This window comes from Bacillus sp. ISL-77 (genome assembly GCF_018613105.1).
Genome location: NZ_JAGGQY010000046.1, coordinates 33570 through 47789, shown reverse-complemented (window position 1 = coordinate 47789; position 14220 = coordinate 33570). Strand labels below are relative to the sequence as shown.

18 protein-coding genes and 3 pseudogenes are annotated in these 14220 nt (G+C 37.2%); 2 read left to right on the top strand and 19 right to left on the bottom strand.

The genetic code is table 11. The features are described 5' to 3' along the window. Positions 1-21 precede the first annotated feature (21 nt). From J7E77_RS18845 to J7E77_RS18835, 3 genes are all read right to left on the bottom strand, one after another. A complete protein-coding gene (locus tag J7E77_RS18845; RefSeq protein ID WP_214716386.1) occupies positions 22-1056 on the bottom strand; it encodes an electron transfer flavoprotein subunit alpha/FixB family protein in 1035 nt (344 codons plus the stop codon). Then, a complete protein-coding gene (locus J7E77_RS18840) occupies positions 1057-1884 on the bottom strand; it encodes an electron transfer flavoprotein subunit beta/FixA family protein (RefSeq protein ID WP_088086642.1) in 828 nt (275 codons plus the stop codon). Between the two features lie 556 nt (positions 1885-2440). Further along, complete coding sequence (locus tag J7E77_RS18835; RefSeq protein WP_214716494.1) at positions 2441-2578, bottom strand: hypothetical protein; 138 nt, start codon at positions 2576-2578, stop codon at positions 2441-2443. 41 nt (positions 2579-2619) lie between these two features. Between J7E77_RS18835 and J7E77_RS18830 the strand changes: the two are divergent. Beyond that, positions 2620-3254: pseudogene (locus J7E77_RS18830) on the top strand (IS3 family transposase); the annotation flags it as partial. Between the two features lie 87 nt (positions 3255-3341). On the opposite strand, the gene J7E77_RS30745 reads toward J7E77_RS18830, so the two are convergent. The 14 genes and pseudogenes from J7E77_RS30745 to spxA all read right to left on the bottom strand — a co-directional run bounded on the left by J7E77_RS30745 (position 3342) and on the right by spxA (position 11248). Next, positions 3342-3677 (bottom strand): carboxymuconolactone decarboxylase family protein, encoded by a 336-nt coding sequence (locus tag J7E77_RS30745; protein WP_251028114.1) that lies wholly within the window; start codon positions 3675-3677, stop codon positions 3342-3344. Further along, entirely contained in the window at positions 3649-3996 is a 348-nt protein-coding gene (locus tag J7E77_RS30740; RefSeq protein WP_251026647.1) for a carboxymuconolactone decarboxylase family protein, read from the bottom strand. The genes J7E77_RS30745 and J7E77_RS30740 overlap by 29 nt, the downstream gene beginning before the upstream one ends. 89 nt (positions 3997-4085) lie before the next feature. Then, entirely contained in the window at positions 4086-4358 is a 273-nt protein-coding gene (locus J7E77_RS18820; protein WP_214716385.1) for a hypothetical protein, read from the bottom strand. Then, complete coding sequence (locus J7E77_RS18815; RefSeq protein ID WP_214716384.1) at positions 4358-5071, bottom strand: pirin family protein; 714 nt, start codon at positions 5069-5071, stop codon at positions 4358-4360. The genes J7E77_RS18820 and J7E77_RS18815 overlap by 1 nt, the downstream gene beginning before the upstream one ends. A 230-nt stretch (positions 5072-5301) precedes the next feature. After that, positions 5302-5772: a CBO0543 family protein gene (locus J7E77_RS18810; RefSeq protein ID WP_214716383.1), complete on the bottom strand. Its 471-nt coding sequence runs from the start codon at positions 5770-5772 to the stop codon at positions 5302-5304. A 213-nt stretch (positions 5773-5985) separates the two neighbouring features. Next, positions 5986-6129: pseudogene (locus J7E77_RS30735) on the bottom strand (NAD(P)H:quinone oxidoreductase, type IV); the annotation flags it as partial. Positions 6130-6135: 6 nt separating this feature from the next. Further along, a complete protein-coding gene (locus J7E77_RS18805) occupies positions 6136-6561 on the bottom strand; it encodes a DoxX family protein (RefSeq protein WP_214716381.1) in 426 nt (141 codons plus the stop codon). Positions 6562-6583: 22 nt separating this feature from the next. Next, positions 6584-7198 (bottom strand): alpha/beta hydrolase, encoded by a 615-nt coding sequence (locus J7E77_RS18800; protein ID WP_214716476.1) that lies wholly within the window; start codon positions 7196-7198, stop codon positions 6584-6586. Beyond that, on the bottom strand, positions 7195-8139 hold the full coding sequence (locus J7E77_RS18795; RefSeq protein ID WP_214716379.1) for a ring-cleaving dioxygenase: 945 nt from the start codon (positions 8137-8139) through the stop codon (positions 7195-7197). The genes J7E77_RS18800 and J7E77_RS18795 overlap by 4 nt, the downstream gene beginning before the upstream one ends. A gap of 37 nt (positions 8140-8176) precedes the next feature. Beyond that, the gene (locus J7E77_RS18790) at positions 8177-8785 is read right to left on the bottom strand and encodes a flavin reductase family protein (RefSeq protein ID WP_214716377.1); all 609 of its coding nucleotides are present in this window, start codon (positions 8783-8785) and stop codon (positions 8177-8179) included. A gap of 23 nt (positions 8786-8808) precedes the next feature. Continuing rightward, positions 8809-9747, bottom strand: coding sequence for a ring-cleaving dioxygenase (locus tag J7E77_RS18785; RefSeq protein ID WP_214716375.1), 939 nt, complete (start codon positions 9745-9747; stop codon positions 8809-8811). 90 nt (positions 9748-9837) lie between these two features. Next, the gene (locus J7E77_RS18780) at positions 9838-10236 is read right to left on the bottom strand and encodes a DoxX family protein (RefSeq protein ID WP_214716373.1); all 399 of its coding nucleotides are present in this window, start codon (positions 10234-10236) and stop codon (positions 9838-9840) included. Positions 10237-10297: 61 nt separating this feature from the next. Continuing rightward, positions 10298-10720 (bottom strand): MarR family winged helix-turn-helix transcriptional regulator, encoded by a 423-nt coding sequence (locus tag J7E77_RS18775; protein WP_214716371.1) that lies wholly within the window; start codon positions 10718-10720, stop codon positions 10298-10300. A 123-nt stretch (positions 10721-10843) separates the two neighbouring features. Next, positions 10844-11248: a transcriptional regulator SpxA gene (gene spxA / locus J7E77_RS18770; protein WP_214716369.1), complete on the bottom strand. Its 405-nt coding sequence runs from the start codon at positions 11246-11248 to the stop codon at positions 10844-10846. 305 nt (positions 11249-11553) lie between these two features. On the opposite strand from spxA, the gene J7E77_RS18765 reads away from it, so the two are divergent. Further along, positions 11554-12048, top strand: coding sequence for a hypothetical protein (locus tag J7E77_RS18765; RefSeq protein WP_214716367.1), 495 nt, complete (start codon positions 11554-11556; stop codon positions 12046-12048). Between the two features lie 109 nt (positions 12049-12157). Here J7E77_RS18765 and J7E77_RS18760 read toward each other — a convergent pair. Together J7E77_RS18760 and gnd are read right to left on the bottom strand one after the other, a co-directional pair. After that, positions 12158-13038 (bottom strand): annotated as a pseudogene (locus J7E77_RS18760) (glucose-6-phosphate isomerase); the annotation flags it as partial. A gap of 140 nt (positions 13039-13178) precedes the next feature. After that, positions 13179-14072 (bottom strand): phosphogluconate dehydrogenase (NAD(+)-dependent, decarboxylating), encoded by an 894-nt coding sequence (gene gnd / locus J7E77_RS18755; RefSeq protein WP_214716365.1) that lies wholly within the window; start codon positions 14070-14072, stop codon positions 13179-13181. Positions 14073-14220: the final 148 nt, after the last annotated feature.

Sequence of the window (14220 nt, the reverse complement as noted above, 5' to 3'; positions counted from 1 at the left end):
TCTCGCCCTGGTATCATTCCATCAACCTTCGCTGGTATTGCTTACCTTTTCTCTGGATAAAGCCTTTTTAAACTGTTCGATTAGAATAGGAACGATTTCAAAGGCATCGCCTACAATTCCATAATGACAGGTCTGAAAAATGGGGGCCTCTTTGTCCTTATTAATGGCAATAATTAAACCGGAATTTTTCATTCCCACAATATGTTGAATCGCACCGGAAATTCCAATTGCAAAATAAATTTTTGGCGTTACCGTCACACCGGTTTGCCCTACTTGATGAGCGTGGTCGATCCAACCCGCTTCCACCACATCCCTGCTGGCACCAACCGCTCCTCCAAGAGTCTCCGCCAATTGGTGTATTAACTGAAATCCCTCGAAGCTCCCTAATCCTTTTCCGCCTGCAACAATGATGTCCGCTTCGTCGATTCTTACTTTCTTTACAGTTTCCTTTACAATTTCCAAGACTTTTGTCCGAATATCTTCTTCTTTTAGGGATATTGTTTCTTCAACCATCTTGCCTGTTCTCCCTGATTGAGGGGTCAGCGCTTTCATGACTTTGGCGCGTACTGTCGCCATTTGGGGCCGATATTTTTTACATAAAATGGTCGCCATAATATTTCCGCCAAAAGCCGGCCTGCTCGCTAATAGTAACCCTGTTTCCTCTTCAACATCCAGCTCCGTCGTATCCGCCGTTAAACCTGTCGGCATATCGGTGGCTACCGCACTTGCCAGGTCCTTTCCTGTTGAGGTGGCACCGTAGAGGATAATTTCTGGTTTATATTTTTCCGTGCATTCCAACAGCGCCTTCATGTAGGATTCGGTCCTGTAATGTTTAAAGATGGGTTGATCATATACAAACACTGTATCTGCACCGTATTCAAAAACGGTCTTCGTTAAATGTTTAACATTTTCTCCTATTAGAATACCGGCCAATTCCACTCCCCGTTTGTCTGCCAACTTTCTGCCGGCACCCAATAGTTCAAGGGATACGGAAGCAACCACTCCATCTTTTTGTTCAATGAACACCCAAACACCTTTATAATCTTGGAAATCCAATTACATTTCCTCCTTTGATTCAAACAATTCTTTCTTTTCAAGCATGACAGAGACCAGCTGCTCTACTTGTGCCATTGGGTTGCCTTCAAGGAACGTTCCACCTGCCGGCTTTTGTGGAGCCCAAACTTTGGAGACAATCGTAGGAGATCCCTTCAAACCAAGCTGCTTCACATCAACCTCTTCCAGGTCATCAACAGACCAGATATGAGGTTTATACCTGGCAGCTTTTATCATGTTTGGAAACGGAGAATACGGCACTTCATTGATTGTTTTTTCAACGGAAAACAAACACGGCAATGTGGATCGGACGACTTCATAACCGTCCTCCAACTTGCGATGGACAATGGCATATCCATCTTCTTGATTAATTTCCACTACTTTGTTCACAGAAGTCAGCGGTGGAATATCGAGCCTTCGTGCAATTCCGGGTCCAACTTGCCCGGTATCTCCATCAATGGACATTTTTCCGCAAATGATCAAATCTACGGGCTGTTGTTTTCCTATCTTTTCAATCGCCTTTGTCACAGCATAGCTCGTTGCCAATGTATCCGCTCCCGCAAACCGGCGGTCCGTGATTAAATAGCCCTCATCGGCGCCTATTTCAATACACTTTTTAATTGCGGTAACCGCTGGAGGCGGCCCCATTGTAACAACAGATACGATTCCCCCATACCTATTCTTTAGACGAACCGCCTCTTCAACAGCATGGGCATCATACGGGTTCAATATCGCAGGCGCCGTCCTGCGATCCATCGTGTTTGTTTTTGGGTTCATCTTGATAATTTTGGTGTCAGGTACTTGCTTGATACAGGCTACAATATGCAGCATTTTACCCCTCCCTTTTATTTAAAAAAGAACATGGTTCCTTTACTTACCTCAATATGAAACTTTTCGGCTGAAAGCCTTTTTACGCCCGTTTACATTTACTTTATTAAAAGAGATGTCCTAACATTCGAATTTTCTAATAAATATCTATGTAAATCTTGCCAATGAAAGGCCAAACTAAGAAAAAAACCGCACGAGTGGAGGAATCACAGTGCGGTTATGGGGTTCAGAGACCACCATTTCTCATTTAGGTTTTATCATGCATTTGCCATTAACTGAATAATAAATATTTTACACTTTCTCCTGATGACTCTTCTATTCTATATAAAGCTTTCATTAATTATTAAATCCCCTTCATCCCTTCCGATTTTCCTGTCATCGAGCCGAAAGCCACTTATCCCAGATTTTAGCAAACACCCCAGTCAAGACCAGTGAAACATGTCCACCTTCATAAACCTCATAGGTTTTATCCTTACTTGAAACAAGGTTCATCACCGGAAGACTTTGCTTCTCTAATATAAGTGTGTCACGTGAGCAAGAGAAGACGAAATGCGGGCAGTTAATATTCTTTAAATCTACCTTTCTTAAGAATCACCAATTCTCCCTTTAAGAGTTTGTTTTCTTTATAGAGATCATTAAACATCTGTTTGAATGCAGCACCTGCAAACGAAGCAGTGTCCTTCGTCCACTTATCCATGCGGCGCCACTGAATTATATGAACGAACAAGGGACGTCTATCAGAAAATAAACCATAAAAAAGTACAGCGTATCATGCAAGAACTAGGATTAAAATGTCTTGTCCGTATGAAAAAATATCGCTCTTACAAAGGAAAGGTTGGGAAGATTGCCCCTAATCTTTTAGATCGCAATTTCCAAGATGAAAAACCAAATGTGAATGGGTTACAGCTATTTCGGAGTTTAAATTATTGGGAGAGAAGCTATATTTATCGCCGATGTTGGATTTATTTAACGGGGAAATCATTACATATACAATTGGTTCAAGACCAACCTATTCGCTTGTTTCAACAATGTTAGATCAAGCTTTTGAACGTTTAACAGACGAGGATAAACTCCTTATTCATTCTGATCAAGGCTGGCATTATCAAATGAAACAATCCCGTCATGCCCTCTGTAAACTTGGCATTACACAAAGTATGTCACGCAAAGGGAACTGTTACGATAACGCCGTTATGGAAAATTTCTTTGGCGTTATGAAATCCGAATTTCTTTATCTAAAAGAATTTGAGAGTGTGGAACACTTTAAGCAAGAACTAGAAAAGTATATAAAATACTAAAATCACAAACGAATCAAGGCAAAATTAAAAGGCATGAGCCCAGTTCAATACCGAGCTCATGCCCAACAAGCTGCCTAACGAAATAATGTGTCTAACTTTACGGGGTCACTTCACACCTTCCATTAATCAGGAATGAGAGTCGGCCTTTTTTATCCTACCTTTTTGTTAATCACCATAGCTTTGTATCAAATTAGCGATATGTGCATAAGCTCCTCCTGCAAGTAATGCTGAAGTAACCATTACTGCTTCTGCAAGCTCTTCATTTGTACATCCAAGCTTCATGGCATTTTTCGAATGGACATCTATACAATATGGGCATTGCGTAGCATGAGCAACTGCCACAGCAATAATCTCTTTAAACTTTCCACTCAAATTGCCTTTCTTCATTGCTGTTCTACTAAACGTTGAATAACCTTTAAAGCCTTCAGGAGCAAATTTATTTAATTTACCAAGGTTTTTTAGATTTGAACGTCTATAAAGTGAATCCTCTGCTTCTGGCATCCATCGCATTATGTATATGAGTACTATGGGTTACTACCCCACCTGCTTCTACTCCTGCTACAACAAAGATCGCTTCTACTAATTCTTCAAGTAATGCTCCTTCAGCTTTTGCACGTCGTGTATATAAATCAATACAATAAGGGCATTCCGTTACATGGGCAATTGCAACCGCTATGATTTCTTTTTCCTTTTTACTCAGTGCACCATCTGTCATGACCGCCGTATTAAAATCCGAAAAAGCTTCAAGCTGTTCTGGTGCTAATTCTTTAAGTTTACTAAGATTTTTTAAATCTCCTTTTTCATATAAATTGTTTGTCATTGTAGACATCCTTTCTTTCTAATAAAAATAAAGGAGCTTGTAAATCCCATCAGACTTTTTAAATTTACTCAACTTAATAGAGTTAATCATTAAGTCGGATAGACAGTTTTATGATCAGCAAGGATCACCAATTGTTTTTCATTAGGTTGAAAATTAATTTGTGAATCAGAGGAGTAATACCAAGTCTTTTCATTTTCCTTTGCTTCAAATATATTTAACTCATCCTGAAAATCTAAAACAGTCGAAGCAGTTTCTTCATCAACAGATAAGGAGATCAGCCAACGATCGTCTTGCTTTTCAATACGGTAATTAGTAGTTTGACAAAGCAATCGGCTGCCTATAGAGTGACGAATCATTAACATTAAAATTCACCCCCAGGTAAATCAATTAATAAAAAGAAACTATCTTGATTTGCCTGAATCGTAATTTCATGGATGTCTGTGATCCGAGCCGCATCCTGGGATTGTAAAATGGAATCCTTATTAATTGAAATTTCTCCTTCTATAGTAAAGATGTAAATCTTCCTGCCTTCTTCCTGTTGAAAGTTCAATGTCATATTACCATCCAACTTTGATAAATAAAGGGTTAAATCTTGATGAATTCCTGCCACCCGCTCGGAGGCAGTATGGGATATTACAGGTAATAAGTTATTTTGTAATTGTTCAACGTCATATGAGATATCTTCATAGGATGGAGTTAACTTTTTTTCATTTGGTGAAAACCATAGCTGTAAAAATCGGACTTCTTCATCATTGGAAGCATTGAATTCAGAATGAAGCACTCCCGTTCCAGCACTTATTCGCTGTATATTTCCATAGCTGATAATTCCAGAGTTCCCCAAGTTGTCTTCATGTTTTAGCTGCCCCTTTAATACGATAGAAACAATTTCCGCTTCCCGATGCGGATGAATTCCAAAGCCGCGATCACCTTGGACAATGTCGTCGTTAAAGACACGCAGTGGACCAAATCGGATATTGGAAGTGTCATAATACTCACCAAAAGAAAAACTTAAATTACTCGCCAGCCATTCATTTTTTACTGTGTATCGTGTACCTGCAGGATAAATTTGAATCATTTCTGTCACTCCTTTTCTGAATTTCTTAGTCATGAATATCGAGCTTTATTTCTTTCATTCAAAACAAAAAGTTGGAATATATAACAGGATTTCTTCTGCTATACGCTCCAACTATTTCTTTCCTGAATTTCCTTATGCTTGATATTTTTTAATCAGATCAACAAACTCCATTTGTTCTGAAAAGTCTTTATACATGCCTACAGCAAAACCTTTGAATTCGCTCTAAAAACTTATGCACTCTTTACCTTATCTAATTTTTTTAATAATCCAACGAAACCTCTTATAGTAAACAAAGTAAAATTTACACTGGTAAAGGTATGAAATATTGTCCATTTTTCCCATTTGAATAACTTGGAATTCTTTTCAAAGTACCATTGACCGATACTCATGGGAACACTAAAAAGTAAACTTTTAAAAAGTATTTTGCCTAAATGATCGTTATAAGTTAGTTTCACCCATATAACACTTAAAAGCGGGAAAAACAATAGGTCATAAATGATGTTTGTCTTAAAAATTTTTGGAAAGGGACGTACTGGATATTCAAGTCTTTTGGTACCAACCACAAAAACATCAATTAGAGTTGCAATGACTCCTTTTGAGAAAAAAATAACAAGATTCTCTCGCATTTTAGATCCTTTAAATAAAAATGGGAAGGAGACCACACACAAAGCAGTAAGTAAATTCAACAGTTTCTTTTCCATAAAAACATCCTCCGATGTGAATCAAAATTTGATATGCTCCCGCCTTACAATGTTCTGTAAAACCCCATCAAATCAAGCAGGGTAAAAATAATTTCCTACCTATTATTTCCTTTGGTAGTATTTACTATTCCTTCGAGTATAAAAGTATTTTCTAAGTAATAAAAAAACTAATCGAAAGGTTCCGATTAGCTTTTTAAATTGAATAATATTTAATTGGTTCGCCTTTTTTACCCACTCTGCAACAGTAACTGTACGTTTCGCTTGGTGTTTAACAGCCGCCTGAACATCTTCAATCATTTTTCCATCTTGACCAACAGTAACACATGTTCCATATGGGTTTCTTCCTGCTCCAAATATTCAATATTAAGCAGCTTTTTTTAACTCAATTGAATCCTTTTGAAAAATCATGCCACTAACTGATAATAGCTTGCTTCCATTGAATGCAAGATAAACTGCCATTGCTAAAAATGCTAAATCCAACTCATATCCTGCCATTTGACCATTTCCTAATAAACCAACAGAAAGTTTTACTTTTAGTATTGCCCCAATCATTAATAGTCCCAACAAAGCGGAGACTAGTCTTGTAGCCAATCCAATGATTAATGCGACGCCGCCAACGATTTCAACGAGTGCAACGCCATATGCCATAAATCCCGGCAACCCGATACTTTCAAACCAACCTACAATATTTTCAATTCCACCTTGAAACTTTACGATTCCATGTATTAAAAATAATGCCCCTAATGTTACTCGTAATATCAGTGCTCCGATTTCGTTTTTTACCAACATTTTTTTCTCCTCCATAAAATTATTATTTGATTATACCTTTTTGATACCATTGAGCTGAGGCTTCAACTTCTTGAGAGGTTAATTGATGACCTCTATTCTCCCAATGAATTTCTACATTCGCATTTGCCTTTTCTAATAAAGATTGTAATTCAGCAGATTCTAATGGCGAGCAGATAGGATCATTGGTACCAGCTGCAATAAATACTGATTTCCCTGTTAAATCAGGTAGTTCAATTCCTTTTCGCGGCACCATGGGATGATGAAGAATCGCACCCTTTAAAGCATTTTGATGGTGAAATAATAAACTCGCAGCAATATTAGCTCCATTTGAGTAACCTATCGCAAGAATATTATCTCGATCAAAATCATACTTTTCGGAGGCCTCATCTAGAAACTCGTTTAACTCTTTTGTTCGAAAAATAAGATCTTCCTCATCAAATACCCCTTCTGCTAATCTGCGAAAAAATCGAGGCATTCTATTTTCTAATACATTCCCACGAACGCTTAGTACATTTGCCTCAACATCAATCATTCCTGCAAGTGGCAGCAGGTCTAATTCATTGCCTCCTGTACCATGAAGCAATAACAACGTGGGTTTTGTTTGATTTTGCCCCTTATTGAATATATGTTTCATTATTTATCTCCCTCCAGAACTCGAACCTCTACAGGCGGTAAGATTTCTTCTAATTCTTCTCTTTTTGACTCTAGCCAAGATGGCAACATAAGTTTTTCCCCAAGTTCAGCGACTGGTTCATCCACTGAAAAGCCTGGTGGGTCGGTAGCTATTTCGAAGAGGATACCCCCTTCTTCATGAAAATACACTGCTTTGAAATAGTTTCGATCTCGAATTTCTGTTGGATAGTATCCTTTGTCTTGAAGAAGAGATCTCCATCTGAGTAAATCCTCTTCATCCTTTGCTCTCCATGCTATATGATGAACTGTTCCTGCTCCCATCAGTCCCCTGACTGATGGGTTTAACTGAATATCAATCGTATTTCCAAAATGTCCTTCAGATTTAAATCTTAGGAATTCATTTTCCTGCCCAATACATTCCATTCCTAAAGTATTTTCCAGCACTTCCGTCGTTTTATGTGGCTGTGCAGAAAACAGAACAGCGCCGCCAAACCCTCTTATCGCATTCTCAGCTTGAATTCCCCCAAAGTTCCAAGTATTTATTGGACCTTCATCTCTTTCTATCAGTTCAAGCTGGAGTCCGTCTGGATCGTTAAATTTCAAATATTTCTCACCAAAGCGATTGGCTGAAGTAAATTCAATTCTGAATTGTTGGAAACGCTTCTCCCAGAATTTTATTGTACCTGTTGGAATAATGTAGCTAGTGACTCCAACCTGACCTGTACCAATTCGACCTTTTAGCTGTTTTGCCCATGGGAAAAACGTAATTACTGTTCCTGGTTCTCCTGTTTCATTCCCAAAATAAAGATGATACACTTCTGGACGATCAAAATTGATTGTTTTTTTAACAAGCCTTAACCCAAGTACACCTGCATAAAAGTCAATATTCCTTTGTGCATCGTTTACCATCGCTGATATATGATGAATGCCTGCTGTTTTCTGCATTTTTTACTCTCCACTTCATAAATGGGATTTTAAGAAGTTATTTAGGCCTTTCTATTTCAAAAATCTCACCGATTTTGGCGTAATTATTCCCTGCTAATCGACTTACCGCAGCTAAACCTCTAGCATCAATTCTTCCATTTTCATAAATTTCATCTTCAATATGAAATTGAACCACTCTTCCTATAATAAAATCACATCCAGGACTATCCGAACTTCCCAATTCTAAAGAATGCTCTAATGAACATTCCATTCGAATTTTTGCTTCTTTCACACCTGGTACCGAAATTTTTACACTATCCACTGAAGTCAAGTTTGCTAACTTAACTTCACTTTGATCAGAAGGAAGACTTGCAGCCGTCTTATTTATTTTTTCAACATTATGTTCGTCAACAATATGGACCACAAATTGCTTGGAGTCGATGATGTTTCTGGCTGTATCCTTTTGACTCCCCTCTGAACGTTGAATAGATAATGAAATCATCGGCGGATTGGATGAGACGATATTAAAATAACTAAATGGTGCACCATTTAAAACGCCATCTTTTGAAATGGTTGTCACGAAAGCAATCGGTCTAGGTATGATGCTTCCTATTAGAAACTTATAATTTTCTCTTTCAGACATTAAGGCTGGATCAATTGAAAGCAAAGAAATCATTCCTTTTCGTATAATCAGTCTAGTTCTCTTACTTCAAATGGAAGTAATCTGCGTTCAATTTGTTCTCTTTTGGGTTCATACTGTGCAGGCAACATCAATTTTTCTCCCATGGTTTCTTGTGACTCATCATGAGCGAAGCCTGGAGGATCTGTTGCAATTTCAAATAAGATTTCTCCGTGTTCTCTGAAATAAATGGCATTAAAATAGTTTCGATCTTGTACTGGAGTTACGCCATATCCATTTCCTGCAACATACTTTTGCCATTCCAATTGATCCTGGTCATCACTAGCCCGCCAAGCGATGTGATGTACGGTCCCCACACCCATTCTTCCTCGTCCAATCGGAGTAAATTTCAGGTCAATGACATTTCCGATCTCAGCTGAAGAACGATAACGGGCGAAATCTCCTTCTTTACCTACGAATTCAAGTCCCATAACATTTTCTAACAAATCTGCCGTTTTATTGGGCTGTGTTGATAATAGAGTAGCTCCGCCAAACCCTTTGATGGCAACCTCTGGAGTTACCCCGCTAAAGTTCCAATTATTAACTTCTCCTTCTTCTCTTTCAACAATTTCAAGGTGAAGGCCATGTGGATCATCAAATTCCAAATATTCCTCACCGAATCTTTCCATTTTAGTAAAAGAGACTTTGAACTTTTCTAATCTGTTTTCCCAAAATTTCAATGCACCTTTAGGAACAACATATGAAGTAACTCCTACTTGACCATCACCAATGGTTCCTTGATGAGCCCCTGCCCATGGGAAAAATGTGATGATTGTTCCAGGTTTTCCTCCTTCATCACCGAAATAAAGGTGATACGTGCCAGGATCATCAAAGTTTACCGTTTGTTTCACTAGGCGTAATCCTAAAACACCTGCATAAAAATCAACATTCTCCTGTGGATGTCCTACAATTGCAGTGATATGATGAATACCCATTGTTTTCTTACTCATTTTGAAACACTCCTTTTTAATGTATAATGCCTAAAATGGATTAAATTATTGATAATAATTATAAATCAAGATTCTCTAATTCGAGATATTTTAAAATAAAAAAGCATCCAATGCATATTTTCCAGGTCCAATTAATGCTAGACCAATTACTACCGCTATCAACGTCAAATTATATTCGTATCCATTTTGTGTTGCCCAATATCCATTAGGAGCATGAACCTTTACAATTGCCATTACCATTGTAGCTGCAATCATGATCCCTGCAAGGGGAGTAAGAAGTCCTAATGTAAACATTAATCCCCCAATTAATTCTGCTAATCCTGCCATGAGGGCCAACATCACACCTGGTTTCAAACCGAGCGACTCCATCCAGCCTCCTGTACCCTTTAAGCCATAACCACCAAACCAGCCAAATAATTTCTGTGCGCCGTGAGCCATGAATGACACACCAACGACTAACCTTATAATTAATAATCCAATACTCATCATTTTATTTTCCTCCTATTTTCACTTATCTCGACTTCGAGATATTAATTTAAAAAATTTATTATTACACTTTGTTACTAACTTTCTTTAAACAATGGACCATCAACTCGGACTCATCATCTGTTAAATCTTCAAAAATAGAATTAATCATATCTTGATACTTCGGCATGATGTTTTCCATCATTTCCATTCCTTCAGCTGTTAAGGTTACATGAATAACCCGCCGGTCTTCTCTACAGTCATTCCTTTTTATGATTCCTTTTTGTTCAAGTTTATCAATAACATACGTCATCGAGCCGCTAGAGGTCAGGATTCTATTTCCAATCTGCTGAATTGTTTGTTTCCCTTTGTAGAAAAGTACCTCTAAAACAGAAAACTCGGTAATACTAAGATTATTTTTGGACATTTCGTCTCTTATTCGTTCCTGAATGCCCTTTGAGGTTTGCATTAGTAGCAAAAATGGATGGTTAGTACATTTCCTTTCCATATTCACACCTCCTAGTTAAATATCCTTAATTAATATATCTCGAATTCGAGATATTGTCAATACTTGTTTATAATTTAATCTATAACTGTTTTTCTCCAAATAACCCCAGCCGAATCACGGACTTTATAGAGCGTCTTCAATAAAGCTATGGACTTCATCAAGTTGGAATACACGCATTTTACGTGGCAAGAAACACCGTAACTCTTCTTCATTAAACCCTACTTGTAATCTTTTTTCATCAAGGATTAATGGTTTTCTTAATAGCCCAGGATTCTCTTCAATAAGCGTATACAATTCTCGGAGTAAAAGAGAGTCGATATTAATATTTAGCTTCTGGAAAGCTTTTGACTTAGTTGAGATAATTTCATCGGTGCCATCCTCTGTGAAGTGAAGGATATTCTTAATCTCATCTACTGTAAGCTTTTCAGAAAGGATGTTTCTTTCTTTGTAAGGAATTTGATTCACCTCAAACCACGCCTTTGCTCTTCGACATGAAATACAACTTGGTGTAATAAATAAAGTTACCACTTTAACACCCCCTTAATGTTTAGTTAGTCAGTTCGACATATATTAATTAGCTTCTTATCTTATCTTGAATTTAAATATCTTGAATTAGAGATACTTAAATTATAAATCATCTTCCTCATTTGTCAACAACAAATATTAAAAATGCATTTTAACCTTCCAAATGCTATCCCCTGGCTGCATATTCCAATAAAATCTCATGCAACTTTAATTGATTTATTCTGTCATGTCTACTATAATGTATTTGGGTTACTTAAAGTATCCATGTTACTTTAAGTATAAAAATTTTTTGAAGTGAGGTAATTAAAATGAATATGTTAGAATCAAAAGTAATTACAACTAGATTAGAAAAAGAAATTTATATAGATGAAAAAGCAAATATTAACATTAGCGGGTTTCGTTCTTTTGATAAGAACACTCCCTTTTATGAATTTATGATTGGACTGGATCTAATTCGGATTAGGGATAATGAATATTATGGAACTAAAAAAAGCTACGTTAGTATAAGAATATCGGAAGATTTACAATCTCTTTTCGTATTAGAGCCTGATGTCGAAAGTATTTTTGCCATCAAAAATAAACAAGAAAAAGAAGCAGCTATTGAATTAATTCATTATTTATTGGTTGATTCACAAACTTTTAAACAATTGGTCTCAGAAATGATCAATAACCTAAAAAAATTAAATGTCGTTACTGGATTTGAAATCAAGGAAGTAAAGGCTAAACTGGCTGTGCTAGAGAGATTATTAAATGTCATTGATGAAGATATAAAATTCATGATTAGAATGGAAAATATAGCTTAGAATTGATAGGGAGAGAAGCCTCATAAATGGCTTCACTCCCTTTTTTTGTATGGTCACTTACAAAAAAATTATAAACACCCTTATCTATGACAAGGGTGCTAACAAAAGTTTATTTAGAAATCCGGTTTTGTAACTCTTCTCTTTCTGCTTCATATCCTGGCTTTCCAAGGAGTGCAAACATGTTCTTTTTATAAGCTTCAACACCTGGCTGATCAAAAGGATTTACCCCCATTAATAATCCGCTGATTCCACAAGCTTTCTCAAAGAAATAAACCATTTCCACGAAGGTATATTCATTTAATTGATCCAGCTCGACAGATAGGTTAGGAACTCCTCCATCGACATGGGCTAATACTGTACCTTGTGCTGCATTCTTGTTAACATAGTCCATTGTTTTCCCAGCTAGATAATTCAATCCATCCTGATCGGTCTCTTCTTTCCCAAGAGTGATATCTAGTTTAGGTTCTTTTACAGATACAACTGTCTCAATAAGGTCTCGGCGCCCTTCTTGGACATATTGTCCCATCGAATGAAGATCCGTGGTGAAATCGACAGAAGCAGGATAGAGACCTTTTTGGTCTTTACCTTCACTTTCACCAAATAACTGTTTCCACCATTCTGATACATAATGAAGAGATGGTTCAAAGTTTACCAAAAGTTCAATTGATTTTCCTTTACGATAAAGAGCATTTCTAACTGCAGCATATTGATAACTTTGGTTTTCTGCCAAGTTAGGATTACTATACTTTTCCGCAGCAGCTGCTGCATCATTTTATCAATATCTAAGCCTGCAGTTGCGATTAGTAATAATCCTACTGCGGTTAACACAGAGTATCTACCGCCAACATCATCAGGTATGACAAAGGTTTCATAGCCTTCTTCATCGGCAAGTGTTTTTAAAGCTCCTTTAGCACGATCCGTTGTGGCATAAATACGTTTTTTCGCTTCTGCTTTACCATACTTTTTCTCCAAATAATCCCGGAAAATTTTTAATTTAAATAATGTGTAGGGCGTTATTTCCAAGCCTAGCAAGGACTTTAATCGTAATATTCTTATCGCGCCATTTAAGGTTTGCAGTATCGATAAAAAATTTTATAATATATTCCTCCGATTTTTATTAAATAATGTTTTTAGTTTTTTTCGACAGTATGTCCGCCAAATTCATTTCTTAGTGCGGCTACAACTTTTCCTGTAAAGGTATCATCTTCAAGGGAGCGATATCGCATTAATAATGACATGGCAATGACTGGTGTTGCTGTTTTAAGGTCTAATGCTGCCTCTACTGTCCATTTCCCTTCACCTGAGGAATGCATAATCCCTTTAATTTCATCCAAATTTGGATATTTTGAGAATGCATTTTCTGTTAATTCCATCAGCCATGAACGAATAACGGAACCATTATTCCAAACTCTTGCGACCTTTTCGTAATCAAAATCAAATTCACTTTTTTCCAGGACCTCAAAGCCTTCTCCAATGGCAGCCATCATGGCATATTCAATTCCATTATGAACCATCTTTAAGAAATGCCCGCTGCCTGCTTTGCCTGCATATAAGAAACCATTCTCTACAGCTGTATCTTTGAAAAGGGGTTGGACCACTTCCCAAGCTTCAGGATCCCCGCCAATCATATAACAAGCTCCATTTCGAGCCCCTTCCATACCGCCTGAAGTACCCGCATCCATAAATCTCACGCCTATTTCCTTTAATTCATTGTAGCGTTCAATCGATTCCTTATAGTGAGAATTACCTGCTTCAACGACAATATCTCCTTTTTCCAAATAGGGTAAAATTTCACCGATAACGGAATCAACCACTGCATGCGGGACCATAATCCATACAATTCTTGGATGATCCAAGGACTGTATGAGTTCTTTATAACTTGAAACACCAGTTGCTCCATATTGCTTCATATTTTCTACTGCACTTGGATTAACATCAAATGCTACCACTTCGTGATGGTGATCCATTAAATTTCGCCCTAAGTTTAATCCCATTTTTCCTAAACCAATAAGTCCTACCTTCATTATGTTCTCCTCCAATGTTGTAAATAATATGTTTAATTTCCTTAATTTAACGGCCTTCTACTTAGAAGGATTTAAGACATTTTTCTCAATACGTACTACATCATCAGTTGTAAAACTTCTGGATATGCCTGGTGACATCGTTTTTATT